The 19,277-nt window shown below is 68.1% G+C and carries 16 protein-coding genes; 15 read left to right on the forward strand and 1 reads right to left on the reverse strand.

All coding sequences use genetic code 11. From position 1 onward, the window contains the following. Positions 1-39 precede the first annotated feature (39 nt). From ACWEOO_RS23125 to ACWEOO_RS23195, 15 genes are all read left to right on the forward strand, one after another. Positions 40-1,317 (forward strand): ABC transporter substrate-binding protein, encoded by a 1,278-nt coding sequence (locus ACWEOO_RS23125; RefSeq protein WP_452144753.1) that lies wholly within the window; start codon positions 40-42, stop codon positions 1,315-1,317. After that, complete coding sequence (locus ACWEOO_RS23130; protein WP_452144754.1) at positions 1,314-2,183, forward strand: carbohydrate ABC transporter permease; 870 nt, start codon at positions 1,314-1,316, stop codon at positions 2,181-2,183. The genes ACWEOO_RS23125 and ACWEOO_RS23130 overlap by 4 nt, the downstream gene beginning before the upstream one ends. Continuing rightward, positions 2,180-3,058 (forward strand): carbohydrate ABC transporter permease, encoded by an 879-nt coding sequence (locus ACWEOO_RS23135; protein WP_363715244.1) that lies wholly within the window; start codon positions 2,180-2,182, stop codon positions 3,056-3,058. Before ACWEOO_RS23130 ends, ACWEOO_RS23135 begins: the two co-directional genes overlap by 4 nt. Beyond that, a complete protein-coding gene (locus ACWEOO_RS23140; RefSeq protein ID WP_452144755.1) occupies positions 3,055-4,983 on the forward strand; it encodes a hypothetical protein in 1,929 nt (642 codons plus the stop codon). The genes ACWEOO_RS23135 and ACWEOO_RS23140 overlap by 4 nt, the downstream gene beginning before the upstream one ends. Positions 4,984-5,002: 19 nt before the next feature. Next, positions 5,003-5,791, forward strand: coding sequence for an RraA family protein (locus ACWEOO_RS23145; protein ID WP_452144756.1), 789 nt, complete (start codon positions 5,003-5,005; stop codon positions 5,789-5,791). A gap of 23 nt (positions 5,792-5,814) precedes the next feature. Beyond that, positions 5,815-7,674 (forward strand): right-handed parallel beta-helix repeat-containing protein, encoded by a 1,860-nt coding sequence (locus ACWEOO_RS23150; RefSeq protein ID WP_452144757.1) that lies wholly within the window; start codon positions 5,815-5,817, stop codon positions 7,672-7,674. Between the two features lie 7 nt (positions 7,675-7,681). Then, positions 7,682-9,508 (forward strand): right-handed parallel beta-helix repeat-containing protein, encoded by a 1,827-nt coding sequence (locus tag ACWEOO_RS23155; RefSeq protein WP_452144758.1) that lies wholly within the window; start codon positions 7,682-7,684, stop codon positions 9,506-9,508. A 17-nt stretch (positions 9,509-9,525) separates the two neighbouring features. Beyond that, positions 9,526-10,272, forward strand: coding sequence for an SDR family NAD(P)-dependent oxidoreductase (locus ACWEOO_RS23160; protein ID WP_452144759.1), 747 nt, complete (start codon positions 9,526-9,528; stop codon positions 10,270-10,272). Then, a complete protein-coding gene (locus ACWEOO_RS23165; protein WP_452144760.1) occupies positions 10,269-11,456 on the forward strand; it encodes a CaiB/BaiF CoA transferase family protein in 1,188 nt (395 codons plus the stop codon). Before ACWEOO_RS23160 ends, ACWEOO_RS23165 begins: the two co-directional genes overlap by 4 nt. After that, positions 11,453-12,520 carry a hypothetical protein gene (locus ACWEOO_RS23170; RefSeq protein ID WP_452144761.1) on the forward strand — a complete coding sequence of 356 codons (1,068 nt, stop codon included), beginning with the start codon at positions 11,453-11,455 and terminating at the stop codon, positions 12,518-12,520. Before ACWEOO_RS23165 ends, ACWEOO_RS23170 begins: the two co-directional genes overlap by 4 nt. Beyond that, complete coding sequence (locus tag ACWEOO_RS23175; protein ID WP_452144762.1) at positions 12,513-13,301, forward strand: enoyl-CoA hydratase/isomerase family protein; 789 nt, start codon at positions 12,513-12,515, stop codon at positions 13,299-13,301. Before ACWEOO_RS23170 ends, ACWEOO_RS23175 begins: the two co-directional genes overlap by 8 nt. Positions 13,302-13,304: 3 nt before the next feature. Further along, positions 13,305-14,243: an MBL fold metallo-hydrolase gene (locus ACWEOO_RS23180; RefSeq protein WP_452144763.1), complete on the forward strand. Its 939-nt coding sequence runs from the start codon at positions 13,305-13,307 to the stop codon at positions 14,241-14,243. 120 nt (positions 14,244-14,363) lie between these two features. Beyond that, on the forward strand, positions 14,364-15,398 hold the full coding sequence (locus ACWEOO_RS23185; RefSeq protein WP_452144764.1) for an ABC transporter permease: 1,035 nt from the start codon (positions 14,364-14,366) through the stop codon (positions 15,396-15,398). Then, positions 15,395-16,294 carry a carbohydrate ABC transporter permease gene (locus ACWEOO_RS23190; RefSeq protein ID WP_355700023.1) on the forward strand — a complete coding sequence of 300 codons (900 nt, stop codon included), beginning with the start codon at positions 15,395-15,397 and terminating at the stop codon, positions 16,292-16,294. The genes ACWEOO_RS23185 and ACWEOO_RS23190 overlap by 4 nt, the downstream gene beginning before the upstream one ends. Continuing rightward, complete coding sequence (locus ACWEOO_RS23195; protein WP_452144765.1) at positions 16,291-17,901, forward strand: extracellular solute-binding protein; 1,611 nt, start codon at positions 16,291-16,293, stop codon at positions 17,899-17,901. Before ACWEOO_RS23190 ends, ACWEOO_RS23195 begins: the two co-directional genes overlap by 4 nt. A 45-nt stretch (positions 17,902-17,946) precedes the next feature. Here ACWEOO_RS23195 and ACWEOO_RS23200 read toward each other — a convergent pair whose 3' ends face one another. After that, a complete protein-coding gene (locus ACWEOO_RS23200; protein ID WP_452144766.1) occupies positions 17,947-19,173 on the reverse strand; it encodes an SGNH/GDSL hydrolase family protein in 1,227 nt (408 codons plus the stop codon). Positions 19,174-19,277: the final 104 nt, after the last annotated feature.

Here is a 19,277-nt window from a genome sequence, read left to right on the forward strand (position 1 = left end):
CCGCCCCCGACGCCGGGACGATCTGGAGAGGACCCGGAAATGGCTCGTTCGGCACGCAAACCAGGGCGCAAGCTCGGCCTGCTGACATCCGTTGTGATCCTGGTGGGCGCGGCGGGCTGCGGTGGCGGCTTCAGCGACGACAAGGGTGCTGCTGGTGACAGCACCGGCGAAGTCCGGATGCTGGTCAACATCACCCCCAACCTCACCAAGAGCTACTGGGAGGGGCTGGTCAAGCCCTTCGAGGACGCCAACCCGGGCGTCGACGTGAAGATCGAGGCGCCGACCGGGTCGGGTGTGAAGGACACGCTGCCGCAGTTGCTCGCGGCCGGCAACGCGCCGGATGTCGTCGAGACGCTGATGGCCGACAAGGTGCTGGCGCCGCAGATGCTCGATCTGACCGACCAGGCCTGGACCAAGGACACGCCGCTGGTGGAGCAGGCCTCGCTGGACGGCAAGGTGTACACGGTCGGCGTCGGCCAGCAGGCGCAGTCGCTGGTGTTCTACAACAAGGACGCCTTCGCCAAGGCCGGTATCAGCGCGCCGCCGAAGGACCTGGACGAGCTGACTGCCGCGATGGGCAAGCTGAAGGCCGCCGGCTACCTGCCGCTGCAGACGGCCGGCGACTACGTGACCGGCTTGCAGCTGCTGCAGCTCAGTGACCCGTCTATCGCGACCGAGCACCCGGACTGGTACCAGCAGATCAACTCCAAGCAGGCCAAGGTCGGCGAGACGATGCTGCCGCTGCTGGAGCGCTACCAGTCGTGGATCAAGAACGGGTACGTCGACAAGAACGCGCTGGGGCTGAAGGACGTCGGCGCACAGACCAACTTCCTGTCCGGCAAGGCCGGTATGTATGTCATGGGCAGCTGGTTCGTCCGGACCGCCGACGACGCGAAGCCCACGTTCGACCTGGGTGTGTTCGCGGCCCCCACCGAGAAGGGACAGCCGTCGCCCGGCCCGCAGGGTGTCACGATGGCCGCGCCGTACATGGTGCTGAAGTCGACCAAGCAGCGCGACCTCTCGGTCAAGCTGGTGCAGTGGCTGGTCACCGACAAGACCGCGGTCCAGAGCCAGCTCGCGCAGGACGGCAACTTCCGCAAGGGCTACACCGAGAAGCTGTCGCCGCTCGGCAAGCAAGTGCAGGACATCCTCGACCAGGCGCCGAAGCAGGTCGCCCAGGGTGAGGGGTACGGCGCGAACACGCTGCCGCAGGGCTTCAACGGCGAGTGGAACAAGGCGGTCCAGAGCCTCTACACGGGGAAGAGCGCGAAGGACGTCGCCGCCCGCATCGACAGCTGGATGGGCTCGAAATCGTGAGAGCCCGTCTGACCACCCTCAGTATGGTCGGCCCCGCCCTGGCGCTGTTCGTCGTCATGCTGGTCGTCCCGGTCTGTCTGTCGCTCTACCTCAGCCTGACCGACTGGGACGGGTACAGCGCGAACCCGGCGTTCGTCGGCCTCAAGAACTACGTCAACCTGACGCACAGTGCCGAGGCGATCCGCGCGGGCTGGGTGACGCTGCTGATCGCCGCGGTCGGCACGGTCCTGCTCAGCGTGTTCGGGCTCGGCTTCGCGCTGCTGGTGAACGGTGCCTCCCGGCTGAACGCGTTCTTCCGCATCGTGCTGTTCTACCCGCACGTGCTGAGCGCACTGGTCGTCGGCTTCCTGTGGAGCGCAGTGCTCGGTACGTCGGGTGTCGTGAACGGCTGGCTCACCTCGAAGGGTGCTGAGGTCCTACCGTTCCTGTCTGACCCGAAATGGGCTCTCGCGAGTCTTATCGCCGTACTGGTCTGGGCTGGGTTCGGTGTGAACGTCGTGCTCTACCTAGCCGGTCTGCAGACGGTGTCGAAGGACCTGCTCGAGGCTGCCCGGATCGACGGTGCAACCACCAGGCAGACGTTCTTCAACGTCACACTGCCCGCACTGGCGCCTGTCGTCACGGTGAACCTGGTGCTGTCGCTGGTCACGCTGCTGAAGACGTACGACCTGGTGGTGTCGCTGACGGGTGGCGGCCCGGCCGGGTCCACGCAGACCGCGGCGTACCTGATCCTCTGGGACTCGTTCCACAACAACGCGCTCGGCTTCGGCTCGGCGCAGAGCGTCGTACTGATGGTCATCACGGCTGGACTTGCTCTGACCGTCGCCCGGCTCCGGGCGCGTGCTGACCAAGGGGTGCAGGCATGAGCGCGCTCCGGATGCCTCGGGTGGCCACTGTGCAGTTCAAGCCGTGGAAGACCAAGGGCTGGGGACGGGTCGCGTTCCTGGTGGTGACCAGCGTGCTGATGCTGGTGCCGATGTACCTGCTGGTCGTCAGCGCATTCAAGTCGCAGCAGGACATCCTGGCGCACCCGTTCTCGCTGTCGCCGGACCAGCTGAGCACGGAGTACCTGCGGAAGGCCGCGACGAACCCGGACTTCAACATCCTCAAGGGGTACGCCGTCACGATCCTGTTCGTGGTGTCCGTGAACGTGCTGTCCGTGGCGCTGGCCGGCCCGGTGTCGTACGTGATCGCCCGGCGCAGCGAACGCCGGTACCGGATGCTCCTGCTGCTGTTCGTCGCCGGGACGTTCATCCCCAGCCAGGTGCTGGTGATCCCGGTCGTCTACACGCTGAAGTTCCTCGGGCTGATGGGGACGATCCCCGGGTTCGTGCTGTTCGAGACCACGCTGACGCTGCCGTTCTCGATCTTCCTGTACGCCGGGTACATCATGACGATCCCGGCCAGCCTCGACGAGGCGGCCGCGGTCGACGGCGCCGGCAAGCACCGGGTGTTCTGGTCGATCGTGTTCCCGCTGATGAAACCGGCCGTGGTCACGATGGTCATCCTGAACACCTTCTCGGTGTGGAACGACTTCGTGAACCCGCAGATCATCCTCGGCCCCGGCAGCGGCCTCTACACCGTGACGACCGGTGTGTACGCCGCCGTCAGCCAGTACTCCACCGACTACACGGTGGTGTTCCCGACGCTGCTGCTCGCAGTGGCTCCGTTGCTGGTGGTCTTCGTGCTGCTCCAGCGGCACGTGATCAGCGGCCTGACCGCGGGAGCGACCAAGGGATGACCCCGAAGAATTCCACGCAGACAACGGTCCTGGCCGAGACCCCGATCGGTACGCCGCCCGCGTGGGCGATCATGCAGCGCCGGCTGTTCGACGTGATGGACGAGGGCTGGTGGCTGTTCCGGGAACGCTACTGCCTGCCGGACGGCGGCCTGCGGTACGCCGGCCCGATGCAGAGCCGGGACGGCGCCGACGACTTCTACGAGGCGTTCGTCAACTGGCCGGTGCTCTACCAGCTGGGCGGCGCGGACGACCTGATCGACGTGTCGAAGTGGCACTGGGAAGGTGTCACCCGGCAGCTCACCGACCTGGGGTTCCTGGTCGACGAGTTCGAGCGCGGGTACGACTGGTTCCACATCGGCGAGTCGATGATCTTCTTCTACTCGCTGTGTGCGGCGGATCCGACCGACGAGGTGTTCCGCGAACGCGCGTACCGGTTCGCCGAGCTGTATCTCCCCGGTTCGCCCACCGGGAACTACGATCCCGCGACCAGGACGATCCGTGCACCGCACAACGGCGCCGGCGGTCCACGGTGGGGGATCAACGACGAGTGGCGGACGTTCGGCACCAACCAGGAGCGGATGCGTGTCTTCGGGCTCCCGCTGTCCGGTGTGCCCGGCATCTCAGGCTGGGACGACCTGAAGGACAACGCGGACCTGATGGGCGCGGAGATGATCCGCCGACTCGGTGCTGGTGACACCGCAGTCAACCTGGCCGCGACCACGCTGACCGCGAACGCCTGGCTGTACGACCACAGCGACCGGTTCGCTGACTGGACCCTGGAGTACCTGGACGCGTGGGAGGAGCGGGCCAAGGCCAACGGCGGTCTGCTGCCCGACAACGTCGGCCCGAACGGCATCGTCGGCGAACTGCACGACGGTCGCTGGTACGGCGGCAACTACGGCTGGAACTGGCCGCACGGCGTGTACAGCGTCGGCTCGGCCGCCTGCGTCGCCGCGCTGAACGGCGCCGTACTCACGGGTGATCAGAAGCGGCTGGACTTCGCCCGGCAGCTGCTCGACCACCTGTACGAGCGTGGCGTCAGCGGTGCTGTCGACGACACCGAGATGAGCATCCGCGACCGCTGGGAGGCCGAGCTCGGCGAGGACTGCGCCAACCCGACGCTGCTGATCCCGAACCGGCACAACGACGACGGCTGGTTCGACTACCAGCCGCCGCAGCTCGGACTGCCGATGTGGTTGTGGCAGGCGTCCTTCGAAGCGGGCGACCGCGAGCGGCTGGTCCAGCTGCGGGAGCGCAGCGGCTACGACTGGCGGACCGTCCACGACTTCCGCAACAAGGAGGACGCCGGTCACGAGGCGCCCTGGCTCGCGTACCTGGCCGGCGACAACCCCGGCTACCCGGAGGCGATGCTGGGCGTCGCGCTGTCGCAGGTGCAGCGGCGGATGGACCTGATGGCCGTCGACACCGTGGACCCGGCCGAGATGAACATCCACCACTGGCAGCGGCACAACCCGGTCGCCACCGAGGCGCTGCTGCAGCTGACCACAGGTACGCCGCAACTGCTCTACAACGGCGGCCTGCTCCCGATGCGTGTCCTGTACCTGGACGCCGACCGCGGACGGCCCGGACTGCCGCCGGACGTGGCGGCGCTGGTCGACACGGTCGAGCCGGACCGCACCGGTCTGCAGCTGGTCAACCTGTCCGCGACGCAGACCCGTCGCGTGATCGTGCAGGCCGGCAGCTTCGGCACGGACCGGATCGACGAGGCGACGGTGTCCACCGCGACCGGGGAGTATCCCGGGCCGTCCCCGGCGTACACGTCGCGGCCACCGGAGCCGGGGACGCGCACGGTCGTTGTCGGCAGCAACAGACTCGAAGTGACGATGCCGCCGGGCCGGACCATCCGGCTGGACCTGCGGCTGACCAGAAACACCTACCGCGCCGCACATCTGGCGCTTGACTGATCGAGTACCGAGGAGACATATGAGCAGCACGGAACAAGCTCCGGTGACGCCGGTCTGGGATCTGCCGGTGCGCGGCGACACCCCGCCGGCGCCGGATCCCGACCTGGTCGCGCGGCTGTCCGGGATCGGGTCGGCCACCGCCTGCGCCCGGTTGCACAACCAGGGCATCCGCCGGACCTTCGTCGACGGTCCGACCAGCATGTTTCCCGGCAAGAAGGTGGTCGGCCGCGCGCTGACCCTGCAGTTCATGCCGCAGCGTGAGGACATCGCCGACGGGCAGACCCAGGAGTACATCGAGCGCAGTACGGCGCTGTGGGCCGTGCTCGACGAGATCCAGCCCGGCGACGTCCTGGTGGTCCAGGCGTACGGCAGCCACACCACGGGCTGCTTCGGCGACATGCTGGTCCGCTACTTCAAGCTCCGCGGCGGAGCCGGCATCGTCGTCGACGGCCGGATCCGCGACGTACCGCGGGTGTCGGAGCTCGACGTCCCGATCTGGTCCACCGGAGCCACCCCGCACTACGCGTCCCAGTCCGAACTGTTCCCGTGGGCGTACAACGTCCCGGTGGCGGTCGGCGGCGTCCTCACGCTGCCGGGGGACCTGGTGCTCGCCGACGACGACGGCGCGGTCGTCGTACCCCGCCGGCGTGCCGAGTCCGTCATCGCGGCGGCCGCCGAGCACGACGAGTGGGAGAAGTTCAGCCGGCGCCGCATCGACGAGGGCGCCCCGCTGCGTGACTACTACCCCCTGAACGAGAAGACCCGGCTCGAGTACGAGCACTGGCGCAGCCAGAACGGGAATCACTGACCCCCGAGAGGACCCCGCCCAACATGTCCAAGAGAACCAGGCGTACGACGCTCAGCGTCGGCGCCGGGGTGGTCGCGGCTGCCCTGGTGACGGTCGCCGCCATCCAATTCAACGCCCAGCCCGCCGGTGCCGTCGACTGCAACACCTTCTGGGTCGCGCCGAACGGCGACGACGCCGCCAAGGGCACCGAGAAGGAACCGTGGAAGACGGTCACCCGGGCCCGTGACGAGATCCGGAACAAGCGCCTCAACGACCGGATGAACTGCGACATCACGGTGAACCTGAAGACCGGCGACTACCCGGTCGCGTCCACCATCGACCTGAACGAGCAGGACTCCGGGAAGAACGGCCACCGCGTCGTGTACCGCAGCGTCGACGGTCCCGGAAAGGCGCAGCTGCAGGGCGCCGAGGAGATCACCGGCTGGACCCCGACCCAGAACGGCATCTACAAGGCCAAGTTCGACGCGTCCAAGCCGTTCTACACGCTCTTCGAGGACGGCAAGCGCGCGACGAACGCCCGCTACCCGAACCGGGGCAGCGACGACACCTGGTCGCCGTACATGACATCGATCCTCTACCAAGAGGACAAGATGGACGTCCACAACTGGCTGTGGGGCAAGCCTGGTGACTGGGACCCCAGCTGGGACATGAGCCAGGCGTCGGTGACGATCTGGTCCGGTGGCTCCTGGTCGTGGTTCACCGACACCATCCCGCTGCTGGACACCAACTTCAAGAAGACCCAGACCACGCTGAAGTACTGGACCCGCTACGCGATGGTCAACAGCCGCGGCGGCTCCCGCTACTTCTTCCAGAACTCGCTGAGCTTCCTGGACCAGGCCGGGGAGTACTACGTCGACAACAAGGCCGGTGAGGTCTACTACAAGCCGCGCGCCGGCACCATGGACGGCGTCAAGGTGCTGCGGCCGACGGTGAAGACCGTGCTCAACCTGGCCGGCAAGTCGCCGCAGGACCGGCTGCACGACGTCACCTTCGACGGCCTGGGCGTGCAGTACTCCGACTTCGTCAGCTGGTACCGCAACGGCTGGGTGGCCGGTGGTGACGCCGGTGTCGAGCACAAGTACCCGGAGTACGACCGGCAGATCGAGATGCCGCGGAACCGGTTCGGTGCGGTCACGCTGACCAACACGAGCAACATCGACCTGAGCCGGATGCACCTGTCCGACACCGGCTTCACCGGCATCTACTTGCTGTTCGCCAACGATCACACCAGGATCACCGACAGCCTGCTGGAGAACATCGGCGCCGACGGCATCAAGGTCGAGGGCGGCTGGCCGGGTGAGGGCGACCTGAGCAACCACCACACGATCTCGAACGTGTTCATCGACCACATCGGCGAGCTGGTCCCCGGTGACTCGGCCGGCGTCGAGCTGATGGACACCGGCAACAACACGCTCTCGAACATCGAGGTCAAGCACGGTGCGCGCTACGGCATCAGCCTGGAGTCCCGGCCCGAGGTGAAGGACGGCGACCAGTACGCGTCCGGCAACAGCTTCAAGTACATCCGGTTGGAGCAGCTCGGCCTGGACAGCGGCGACATGGGCGCGTTCTACACCTACGGCGTCGACAACCAGGAGCCGCACCCCGTCCAGAACACGGTCGACCAGCTGGTCGTCGGGGACGTGATCCCGGACCCGTCGATGCCCGACGCGGGTGGAACGCGCGGTGTGCACATGGACGCCGGCGGCTGCGGGTTCGCCTTCAGCAACGTCGAGGTCGGTACCGTCACCGACGACAAGTACCAGTCGTACAAGTGCAACGAGGTGACGAACGCCAACTGGGTGACCGGCTTCGACGCGTCGAAGATGGAGTACGACAAGATCGGCGTACTGCCGTCCTTCCCGTACGACGTCGCGGGGCGGTGAGCTCGCGATGAAGCTGCTCGTGGGAGTGGTCGTGGGTGCTGCGCTGGCTGTGGTCGGCGCAGGCTCCGCCGTGGGAACCGCGGCGCCGACGCAGGACTGTGGCTCCAAATGGGTGTCGCCGGACGGCAACGACCAGGGCCCGGGGACCGAGCGGAAGCCGTGGAAGACCGTGGAGCACGCGCGGGACGCGCTGCGGATCACGGCGCACGCCGAGTGCACGCCGGTGGTGAACCTGAAGGCCGGGACGTACCAGGTCGACAAGACGATCAGCTTCGACGACCGCGACTCCGGAGTGACCTACCGGAGCGCGGACGGTCCGGGCAAGGCGGTCTTCGAGGCGGGGCGGGAGGTGACTGGGTGGACGCCGTACAAGGACGGCATCTTCAAGGCGCCGGTCGACATCAGCCAGCCGTTCTACAGCCTTTACGCCGAGGGCAAGCGGGCGACGACCGCCCGGTACCCGAACCGGGCGGCCGACGACAAGTGGGCGCCGTACCTGCGGTCCATCCTGTTCGACCCGACCAAGGAAGCGGTCCGCGACCAGCTCGGGTTCAACAGCGGCGACATCGACCCGTCCTGGGACCTGCGGCTCGGTACGTCGTGGCCGGCGCAGGTGACGGTGTGGTCGGGCGGCTCCTGGTCGTGGTTCACCGACACCATCCCGATGCTCGACATCAACTTCACCAAGAAGCGGACCACGCTGGTCTACCCGGCGCGGTACGGCTTCATCAACTCCGGCGGCGGCTCGCGATACTACGTGCAGAACTCGCTGAGCCTCCTCGACCAGGCCGGCGAGTACTACCTGGACTACCCGGCGAAGACGCTGTACTACAAGCCCGCCGGCGGGACGATGGACGGCGTCACGGTCTACCGGCCGACGCAGACCCAGGTGTTCTCGCTGGAGGGCGCGTCGCCGAACCGGCGGGTCGAGAACCTGACGCTCGACGGCCTGACGATCCAGCACACCGACTTCATGGACTGGTACCGGTACGGCTGGAACGGGACGGGTGACTCCGGGGTCAAGCACAAGTATCCGAAGTACGACACCCAGATCGAGCTGCCGCGGAACCGGTGGGGCGCGATCACGCTCACGAACACCCGCGGCGTGAAGCTCACCAGGCTGCACATCCAGCAGACCGGGTTCACCGCGATCGAGCTGCTGTTCGCGAACGAGCAGACCACGGTCTCGGACAGCCTGCTCGAGCACCTCGGCAACGACGGCATCAAGATCGAGGGCGGCTGGCCCGGCGAAGGCGACGTTGCCCACGGCAACACGTTCACCAACAACTACATCCATCACATCGGTGAGCTGGTGCCGGGTGACTCGGCCGGCGTCGAGATCATGAACAGCGGCGGCAACGAGGTGAGCCACACCGTCGTCGAGCACGGCGCCCGGTACGGCATCAGCATCGAGTCCCGGCCGGAGATCCCGAACGCGGACAACTACACCGGCGGCAACACCGTCACGTTCGTCCGGCTCTCGCACCTCGCGCAGGACAGCGGCGACACCGGTCCGTTCTACGCGTACGGCGTCCGCAACGAGCCGCCGTACACGCCGGACGCGTCCGTCTCCCAGCTGGTCATCGACGACGCGAACGCGGATCCGTCGATGCCGGACGCCAAGCCGTACGGCGTGCACATGGACTTCGGCGGCTGCGGGTTCGCGTTCTCCGACATCAAGGTCACCAACACCGAGAGCGACCCGTACCACGGGCCGTCCGCGGGACCGTGCGACACGTTCGCGAACGTCAGCTGGGAGGCCGGCTTCGACGACTCCAAGATGCAGTACGACCAGATCGGCGTGCTGCCGTCCTTCCCCTACGAGAAGCCCTAGAGAGTTCTAGAACAGCTATGGATACCGAAAGGTTCAAGGGCAAGGTCGCGCTGATCACCGGAGCCGCCTCCGGGATCGGCGCGGCCACCGCCCACCGCATCGCCGCCGAGGGCGGCGAGGTGATCATCTGCGACCGCAACCGCGCGGCCGCTCAGGAACTGGCCGCCGACATCGGTGGGCAGGCGTTCGAGCTCGATGTGACGGATCTCGAGCGGACGGTGGAGGTGGTCTCGGGGCTCGAGCGGGTTGATGTGCTGGTGAGTGCTGCTGGCGTGGATGCCTGCGACACCGTTCCGAACACCTCGCCCGACGAGTGGCGGACGATTCTGGACGTCGACCTGACCGGCGTCTACAACTCGTGCCGGGCCGTCCTGCCGCGGTTCATCGCGCAGGGCGGCGGGGTGATCGTGACGATCTCGTCCGCGATCGGCACGGTCGGCGAGCGGAACAGGTCGGCGTACTGCGCGGCGAAGGCCGGCGTCGAGAACCTGACCCGCGCGATGGCCCTCGACCACGGTCGCGCCGGCGTCCGCGCGAACTGCGTGGCGCCCGGCCTCATCGACACCCCGCTGATCCGCAACGGAAAGGTCGGCGGCGAGGACGACCCGGGCGCCATGCAGGCCATGGTCGAGCGGCACCACGCGCTCGGCCGGATCGGGCAGCCGTCGGAGGTGGCCGCCGCGATCGCGTTCCTGGCCAGCGACGACGCCTCGTTCGTCACCGGCGCGGTCCTGCCGGTCGACGCGGGATGGACGGCGCAATGAACATCCTGGGCGGTTACCGGGTTCTCGACCTGTCGGTGGCGATGGCCGGTCCGCTGGCGGCGATGCGGCTCGGCGACCTCGGCGCGGACGTGGTCAAGGTCGAGCCGGTGACCGGTGAGTGGCAGCGGCACACGTCCGCCGGCGGCGCCGCGGGCAACGAGGTCAACGCGTCCTTCCTGTCGCTGAACCGCAACAAGCGCAGTCTGGCCGTCGACCTCAAGTCCGAAGAGGGCCGCGAGCTCTTGTACGAGCTGGTGCGCACGTCGGACGTGTTCCTCCAGAACTACCGGCCCGGCGTAGCAGCCCGTCTCGGCGTCGACTACGACACGCTGCGCGCACTGAAGCCCTCACTGGTCTACGTCTCGATCTCCGGGTACGGCGAGAGCGGACCGTACGCCGAGTGGCCCGGACAAGACCTGCTGGTGCAAGCGATGAGCGGTGCATTGTTCAGCTCTGGCCGCCCTGACGAGCCGCCCGTCGCGGCGCCGTACTTCCTGGCCGACGCGGTCACGGCGTACAGCGCGTTCGAAGGTGTGCTGGCCGCGCTGCTGCATCGGGAGCGTACCGGCGAGGGGCAGCTCGTCCAGGTGAACATGCTGGACGCGGTGATCGCCCTGCAGATGCAGGAGCTGTCGGTGCACACCGTCGGCGGCGTACCGCAGACGCGCTCCGAGGAGGTCCACGCGCACAGCTACATTCGTGCGCCGTACGGGATCTTCACGACTGCCGACGGGTACATCTCGTTGGCGTTCGCGAACCTGCCGGTGCTGGCGGAGGTGCTGGACGCGCCACAGCTGGCCGGACTGGACGCGGAGCGCGACGGGTTCGCCCGCCGCGACGAGATCGCTGCCGCGGTGTCGACAGCGCTGCGACGCGAGTCCACCGAGCACTGGATGCTCAAGCTGCGTGAGCGTGGCGTGTGGTGCGGTCCGGTGCTGTCGTACGACGACCTGCGCACGGACCCGCAGGTGCTGCACAACGAGTCGTTCGTGACGTACGAGCACCCGACCGAGGGCACCGTGACGACACCGGGATTCCCGTACCGCTTCAGCCGGACACCTGCCGAGGTACACCGGCCTGCTCCGCTGGTCGGTGAGCACACCGACGAGTTGTTGTCGGAGCTTGGCGTCTCACCGGCGAGGCGGCAGGCGTTGCTGGAGTCGGGCGCGGTGGTCGCGCCGTGACGGTGGCATTGCGCGGACTGACCTGGGACCACCCTCGGGGTTATCGGCCGCTGGAGGTGTTCACCCACCCGGAGGTCCAGGTCGAGTGGGACCGGCAGCCGCTGTCCGGGTTCGAGTCGACTCCGTTGGTGGAGCTGGCCGGGCAGTACGACCTGCTGGTGATCGACCACCCGGGACTGGGCGCGGCGATCGAGGCAGGCGCCGTACTGCCGGTGGAGGACGTGTTCTCGCCCGACGACCTGGCGTTGTGGGAGTCGCGGGCCGTGCCGCCGACGTGGTCGAGTTATCAGCTGGAGGGGCATGGATGGGCGTTGCCGCTGGATGCTGCGACCCAAACGTGTGTGTACCGGCCGGACCTCGCTACCCCGCCTGCAGGCTGGTCCGACGTACTGCGGCTGTCCGGTGTCGTCCTGTGTGTCGCAGGCCCACATGCGGGGTTGATGCTGCTGGGTCTTGCAGGAGACCGCAGTGGACACACGCTGCTGGACAGGCAACGTGCCGTTGCGGCTTTGGAGTTGTTGCGTGCGGTGTGGCGACGCAGTGATCAGAGTGCGGCCGACCTGGACCCGATCGGCATTCACGAGTTGCTGGTGGCTGGGGAGGCTGAGTGCTGTCCGCTGGTTTACAGCTACGCCTACTACGGACACACGCTCGCCTGGTCGGCTGCGCCTCGGCTGTTCGAGCAGGACTCGTCGGGGAACGGCACGCTCGGTGGGACCGGACTGGCGGTGACGCCGCGGGCGTACTCGAAGGTGCTTGCCGTGACGAAGTACGTGCGCGGTCTGCTCGACGTACAGACGCAGCTGGAGCTGTCCGCGGTGGGTGGACAGTCGGCGACTACCGCCGTGTGGGAGTCGCCGGAGGTGGACCAGGCGTGGAACGGGCACTACTCCGCCACGCTCGAGACCGTGCGGACGTCGTACGTCCGGCCGCGGTTCGACGGCTGGATCGGGTTCCAGGACGAGCTGTCCGAGCGGGTGCGGGAGCTGCTCGGCAACGACGACGACCTCGACGCGGCGGTCAACCGGATCGAGGACGACTTCAAGAAGGTGCGCAATGGCTAGCGGCTCGGGGGACGGCGGCCGGATCCGCTTCGACCAGGACGGGTACGTCGGCGTGCTCACGCTCGACCGGCCCGCGAAGCTGAACGCGGCCACCCGGTCGATGAGCGCCGAGCTGCTCGAGCTCATCCCGCGCATCGACGAGGACCCGTCGATCCGTGCGGTCGTGGTGACCGGCGCCGGCGAGCGGGCCTTCTCGGTCGGCAGCGACATCGGCGAGCTCGACCGGTACGACGGCCCGTGGCACTTCCGGAACCGGCGCGACTACTGCGACGCGCTGCGCTCGTTGCGGACGCCGGTGATCGCGGCGGTCAACGGGTACGCGTACGGCGGCGGGCTGGAGCTCGCGCTGTCGTGCGACATCCGGCTGGCCTCGTCGGCCGCGAGCTTCGCGGCGGCCGAGATCAAGCTCGGCTGGATCGGCGGCGGGGGAGTGACGGCCCTGCTCGCCGCCTCGGTGCCGGCCGGCGACGCGGCGACGATGTTGCTCACCGGCGATCCGATCGACGCCGTCGAGGCGCTGCGGATCGGCCTGGTCAGCAAGATCGTGGCCCCGGACGACCTGTTGCCGACAGCCACCGAGCTGGCGCACCGGATCGCCGCCCGCCCGCCGGTCGCGGCCGCCGCGGCGAAGGCGAACCTGCGTGCAGCCTGGTCGATGGGGCTGGAGGCCGCCATCCAGTACGAGCGCGAGCTGCAGGCGGTTGCCCTCGGCACCCACGACGCCGCCGAAGGCCGAGCGGCCTTCGCGGAACGGCGGACCGGAATCTTCGAAGGACGGTGAACCATGCCTAGCGAGATCGCACCGGGGATCCATCAGTTGGCGACCGACTACCCGCATGTGTGCGGACTGCCGCTCTGGCTGCACGTGATCGACGCCGGCTCCGAGCTGGTGCTGCTGGACGCGGGCATCGCGTCGACTCCAGAGTCGACGACGGCGCCCGAGCTCGCGGAACTGGGCCTCGGGCTGTCGGACCTCACCCTGGTCGTCAACAGCCACGCGCACCCCGATCACATGGGCGGCAACGCCGTACTGCGCAAGCACAGCGGGGCCCGGTTCGCGGCGCCCGCGCTGGAGGCCGGGTGGCTGGAGGACAACGAGCGGTTGCTGACCGAGCTGTGGGGTTCGGATCCGGACGCGCTGGACCTCTCGGAGGCCGAGCGGACCGAGCTGCTGGAGATGCTGGACGACCGGGTCCGGATCGACCTCCTGCTGCGCGACGGCGATCGCCTGCCCGGTGAGCGGCCGTTGCAGGTGATCACGACCAGCGGCCACAGTCCCGGGCACATCGCCGTACTCGACGAGACCTCGCGGACCCTGTTCACCTTCGACGACGTGCAGGGCCGCGGCCGGCCGTACCTCGACAGCTCGGTCTGGCTGGCGCCGCTCTACACCGACGTCACGCGGTACACGAACGGGCTGACCCGGCTCCTGGAGCTCGACTTCGACGCGCTCGTACCGTCGCACGGCGACGCGATGGACGCGACCGCCGGCCGGAAGCTCATCGAGGAGAGCCTCGAGTGGGTCGCCGGCGTCGACGAACTCACCGCCCGGCTGCTCAGAAGCACCGGTTCGCTGACTGTCCGTAACCTGGCCGACGCCATCGGTACCGAGCTGGGGGCGTACGGCGGTATCAACCTGCAGACCGTGCGGATGGCCCGCGCCCACCTCGAACATCTCGCCCGCCGCGGCGCCGCCGAGACCCGCTGGCACCACCGCGGCTGAGCCGGTTTCGGCCAGACACTCCGACCAAAGCTGCGCGACTCCCCAAGACGCGACACAGTCGAACACAGGAGAACGGAAAGCGCTCTCCACCGTGGGGGGCGACGACCCTGGGAGTGTCGCGTGGCTCAAACAGACCGAATCCCCAGCCGGCAGACCACGGCCGGCGAACCGACCGGCTCCGGACCGCCGGGCGCGGCTACGGACAGTAGGTCCGCGCCGCCCCGGCTCACCGCGAGCGGCAAACCGCTGTCCTGGTGGGCGCGGGCCCGCCGGGACAAGATCCTGCTGCTGATGGCCCTGCCCGGCCTGGCGCTGCTGCTGGCGTTCCACTACCTGCCGCTGCTCGGGAACCTGATCGCGTTCCAGGAGTACCTGCCGTTCGTGCCGCTCGGCCGCAGCGCGTGGGTCGGGCTGGACAACTTCGCGGTGATCTTCAACGGCGACCCGGAGTTCCTGAACGCGCTCAAGAACACGCTGCTGATCACGCTCGTCCAGGTGATCTTCGTGTTCCCGGCGCCGATCGCGCTGGCGCTACTGCTGAACAGTCTGCTGTCCGAGCGGATCAAGCGGGTCGTGCAATCGGTCCTGTACCTGCCGCACTTCCTGTCCTGGGTGATCGTGATCGCGATCTTCCAGCAGATCCTCGGCGGCAGCGGCCTGATCAACAACTTCCTCCGCGAGCACGGGATGGGCACGATCGACTTCCTCGGCAACCCGGACGGCTTCATCGCGCTGCTGACCAGCCAGGTGATCTGGAAGGACACCGGCTGGGGGACGATCCTGTTCCTGGCCGCGCTGACCCAGATCGATCCCGGGTTGTACGAGGCGGCCCGCGTCGACGGCGCCTCCCGCTGGCGGCAACTGTGGCACGTCACGGTGCCCGGGATCCGCGGCCTGATCATCCTGCTGCTGATCCTGCGGCTCGGCGACTCGCTGACCGTCGGCTTCGAGCAGATCATCCTGCAGCAGAACCTGGTCGGGAGACCGGCGAGTGAGGTCCTCGACACCTACGTCTACAACAACGGCGTACTGGCCGGCCAATGGGGCGTCTCCGCCGCGGTGGGACTCGTGAAGGGCCTGGTCGGCGTCGCCCTGGTGATCGGCGCCAACAAGATCGCCCACATCTTCGGCGAAGCGGGGGTGTACAAGAAATGAGTCTCGTACAGACGAAGGGGATCGACGACGGTCCCGGGGCGCCCACGCGGGCGGTGAAGGGCGTCGTGCTGCTGATCTGCTGCGCGGTCGTCATCATCCCGTTCATCGGTGTGATCGCGACCAGCATCGCCAGCCAGGAACACGTCACCAACTCCGGCGGGTTCGTGCTCTGGCCGGACGGCCTCAACCTGGACGCGTACAAATCGATCTTCAACGGCGGCGTCGTCCAGCGGGCCTTGCTGGTCAGCGTGGTCATCGCCACCGGCGGCACGCTGATCAGCCTGGCTGGGTCCACGATGCTGGCGTACTCGCTCAGCCGGCCGGGCTCGTTCGGGCAGAAGCCGATCCTGATGATCGTGCTGTTCAGCCTGCTGTTCAGCCCGGGCCTGATCCCGAACTACCTGGTGGTGAAGGAGTTCGGGCTGCTCGACTCGTTGCTCGCGCTGATCCTGCCGACGGCGATCAGCGGCTTCAACGTGATCGTGCTGCGCTCGTTCTTCATGGGCATCCCGGACTCGGTGCTCGACTCGGCCCGGATCGACGGCGCCGGCGACTTCCGGATCTTCTGGTCGATCGTGCTCCCGCTGTCCCGGGCTGTGCTCGCGGTGGTCGGGCTGTTCTACGCGGTCGGCTACTGGAACGCGTTCTTCAACGCGATGCTCTACATCAACGACACCGCGAAATGGCCGCTGCAGCTGGTCCTGCGCACGTACGTCGTCAACAACACCGAGCTGAGCAGCGGTGATCTCGGCGGCGCGGCGGCCGACCAGCTGCCGCCGCAGGAGTCGATCCAGATGGCGATCCTGGTGGTGTCGCTGGTACCGATCCTGATCGTGTACCCGTTCCTGCAACGGCACTTCGCCAAGGGCATGCTGACCGGGGCGGTGAAGGGATGACGTTCAGCAGAAGGGCGTTCCTCGGCGGATCGCTGGCCGCCGCGGCGGTCGGCGTGACCGGGTGCTCGACGGTGACCCGGTCCACCGACATCGCAGCGCTGAACAAGCCGGTCGCGCTCCCGACGTACAAACGCTTCGACGGCCCCAAGCCGGACCTGCCGCGCAGTCACCCGCTGATGCCGGACTGCTTCTACCGCTTCCCGGCGAACCCGACGAAGGTGACCAGCGGCACGCCGGGCGACGGGAGCGACGTGGTCGGCTCGACGCTGACGTCGAACCCGATCCCGCCGACGGCCGACCGCAATCCGTACTGGCAGGAACTGAACCGGCGGCTCGGGTCGCCGCTGGAACTGACCATCACGGCGGCGGCCGACTACCCGAACAAGTTCGCCACCGCGGTGGCCGGTGACACGCTGGGCGACCTGTTCAACGTGGACGGCGGGTTCGCCTACCTGCCGCAGTTCCTGGAGGCGCGGGCGCAGGACCTGACCGAGTACCTGTCCGGGGACGCGATCCTCGAGTACCCGTTCCTGGCGAACGCGCCGCAGGCGTCGTGGCGGGGCTGTGTGTTCTCGGGCGGTATCCGGGCCGTGCCGATTCAGCGCGGCGTGATGTCGACGAACACCCTGCTGGTCCGGCAGGACCTGCTCGACCAGTTCGGCGTCGAGATCGGGTCGCCGACCATCGACGAGCTGGTGAAGGTGGCGAAGGCCGTCACCGACGGCAAGAAGAACCGGTGGGGTTTCGCCGTACCGCCGACGGCGGCGGTCAGCGCGATGCTTCGGTTGCCGAACGGGTGGGAGGTGCGCGACGGGAAGCTCGTGCACAGCCGGGAACTGCCGGAGCACAAGGAGATGCTGGCGATCACCCGGCAGATGGTGAAGGACGGCCTGATCCATCCGGATGGGGTCGCGAAGAACAACCAGAAGGTCTGGTTCACACAGGGCTCCGCGGTGATGACGCAGGACACGTACTCGTCGATCCAGAGCTTCTACCGGCGCGCGACGAACAAGAACTTCAGCATCGCGATCCCGGTGCCGCGGTCCGACGACGGGCAGGTCGGACGGGTGCTGCTCGGCTCGCCGAACAACTCGATCGCCGCGATCCGGCCGAGCTCGCCGGAGCGGATAAGGGCGCTGCTGCGGATCCTGAACTGGTTCGCGGCGCCGTTCGGGACCGAGGAGTACCTGTTCCGTAAGTTCGGCCTGCCCGGGCGGCACTACACGCTGAACGGGACCGATCCGCAGCTGACCAAGGACGGCGGGAGCGAGGTGTGCCTCGGCGAGTTCCCGGTCCAGTACCTGGCCGACGGTCCGTACCCCGCGTACTTCCCCGGGCATCCCGAGGCCGTCGACATGGCGTACAACCACCTGAAAGCCGTCCTCCCGACAGCGATCCTGCCGCCGGCGTACGGCCTCTACTCACCCACCCAGTCCACCAAGGGCAAGGTTCTCGACACCCGCATGGACGCCCTCACCAAGGACATCCAACTCGGCCGCGCCGACCTCTCCGCTTGGGACGAAGCCGTCACCAACTACCGCAAGTCCGGTGCCGACGCCATCCGAGACGAACTGGAACAAGCCCTCGCCATCAAGGGCGAGAAGTAAAGGAATCCGGGTGCACCGCCCGAGCGGCGGTGCACCCGGTTCCGGCTACTGACAGCGGAGCGAGTCGAGGGTGGGGGCGTTGCCCATGGCCGCACTTCCCGCGTCGTTGGGGTGCAGGCCGTCGCCGCCGTCGTACGCCGCCGCGAGGCGCGACGGGTCGGCGGGGTCACGGGTGGCGGCATCGAAGTCGGCCACCCCGTCGAACTCACCGCTGCTGCGGATGAATGCGTTCACCGCCTGCCGGATCGCCTCCTTCTCCGGCGTGTAGACGAACGAGCTGCCCATCGGCGTCAGCGTCCCGCCCACGATGCACCGGCCGGACGCGTGCACCCGCGTGATCAGCTGCCGGTAACCGGCGATCAGCTGTTCGGTCGTCGCCCCGGCGTAGATGTCGTTGATCCCCTCCAGCACCAGCACCGTCCGTACACCGGGCTTCGTCAGCACATCCTTGTCCAGCCGGGCCAGCGCACTCGCCCCGGCGCTGCCCGCCTTGGCGACCCCGCCGAGCACCCGGTTCCCCGAGATGCCCTCGTTCGAGATCGCGAGCCGCCGCGGTTCGGGCAGCTGCGCGTACCGGGCGGCGAGGACGTCCGGCCATCGCCGGTCGGTGTCGATCGTCGAACCGACCGACGACGTGATCGAGTCGCCGAGCGTCGCGACGGTCTGCACCGGCCGCGGCGCCTCGACGATCGCGGCGTTCAGGAAGAACCAAGCCGAAGACTCCGTCTGGTATGCCGTACTCGACTCGTCGGCCGCGTGATCGCCGGACGTCGACTTGTAGCTGTGCTGCATCGCCCGGTTGTGCGCGGTGATCACACCCGTCGTCCCGACCACGTGCAGGCTGACCGTCAGCTTGGTCAGCGCCGGCACCGCGCCCGGCAGCGGATCGCTGATCGCCATCGCGCCCGGCGGGATCGTCACCGTCGTGCTGCCGCCGAACGTCAGCCGCCGGCTCGTCCCGGGCACCACGCTCGCGCCGCTGTCCTGCCGCCCGACGTACACCGAGTCCGACACCAGCGGCTGGTCCCCGTTCGCGTTGGAGATCCGGATCCGCAGATCCTCCCCGCCGACGGACGTCCGCAGCACGTTCCGCACCGTCATGTCGCTCAACGTCCCGCCGGCGATGTCGTCCGCCGCACCCCAGGTCGTCACCAGCGCGCCACCACCTCCCGTCGCCCCCTGATCGTCGGGCCCGGCGGCCACCAGCCCCGCCGCCCCCACCGCCGCCACCAGCAAACTCGCGCCCATCCGGCGCCACGAAGTAGAAGTCATGCCCATCAAGTCACCGTTGAATAGAAATGCTTGCAATCGTTTGCACTGTTTCTGTCGCCGAACGGTCCCCAAACCGAGCCGAACGGTAGGTGTGCAACCTCGAC

The organism is Kribbella sp. NPDC004138 (assembly GCF_053603655.1).

Bases quoted from the DNA above. Each gene is read 5' to 3' on its own strand.
- ACWEOO_RS23155 (WP_452144758.1), top strand. From the start codon at position 7,682: ATGAAGCTGCTCGTGGGAGTGGTCGTGGGTGCTGCGCTGGCTGTGGTC.
- ACWEOO_RS23180 (WP_452144763.1), top strand. From the start codon at position 13,305: ATGCCTAGCGAGATCGCACCGGGGATCCATCAGTTGGCGACCGACTAC.
- ACWEOO_RS23145 (WP_452144756.1), top strand. From the start codon at position 5,003: ATGAGCAGCACGGAACAAGCTCCGGTGACGCCGGTCTGGGATCTGCCG.
- ACWEOO_RS23195 (WP_452144765.1), top strand. From the start codon at position 16,291: ATGACGTTCAGCAGAAGGGCGTTCCTCGGCGGATCGCTGGCCGCCGCG.
- ACWEOO_RS23125 (WP_452144753.1), top strand. From the start codon at position 40: ATGGCTCGTTCGGCACGCAAACCAGGGCGCAAGCTCGGCCTGCTGACA.
- ACWEOO_RS23200 (WP_452144766.1), bottom strand. From the start codon at position 19,173: ATGACTTCTACTTCGTGGCGCCGGATGGGCGCGAGTTTGCTGGTGGCG.
- ACWEOO_RS23160 (WP_452144759.1), top strand. From the start codon at position 9,526: ATGGATACCGAAAGGTTCAAGGGCAAGGTCGCGCTGATCACCGGAGCC.
- ACWEOO_RS23150 (WP_452144757.1), top strand. From the start codon at position 5,815: ATGTCCAAGAGAACCAGGCGTACGACGCTCAGCGTCGGCGCCGGGGTG.
- ACWEOO_RS23165 (WP_452144760.1), top strand. From the start codon at position 10,269: ATGAACATCCTGGGCGGTTACCGGGTTCTCGACCTGTCGGTGGCGATG.
- ACWEOO_RS23135 (WP_363715244.1), top strand. From the start codon at position 2,180: ATGAGCGCGCTCCGGATGCCTCGGGTGGCCACTGTGCAGTTCAAGCCG.
- ACWEOO_RS23175 (WP_452144762.1), top strand. From the start codon at position 12,513: ATGGCTAGCGGCTCGGGGGACGGCGGCCGGATCCGCTTCGACCAGGAC.
- ACWEOO_RS23190 (WP_355700023.1), top strand. From the start codon at position 15,395: ATGAGTCTCGTACAGACGAAGGGGATCGACGACGGTCCCGGGGCGCCC.
- ACWEOO_RS23140 (WP_452144755.1), top strand. From the start codon at position 3,055: ATGACCCCGAAGAATTCCACGCAGACAACGGTCCTGGCCGAGACCCCG.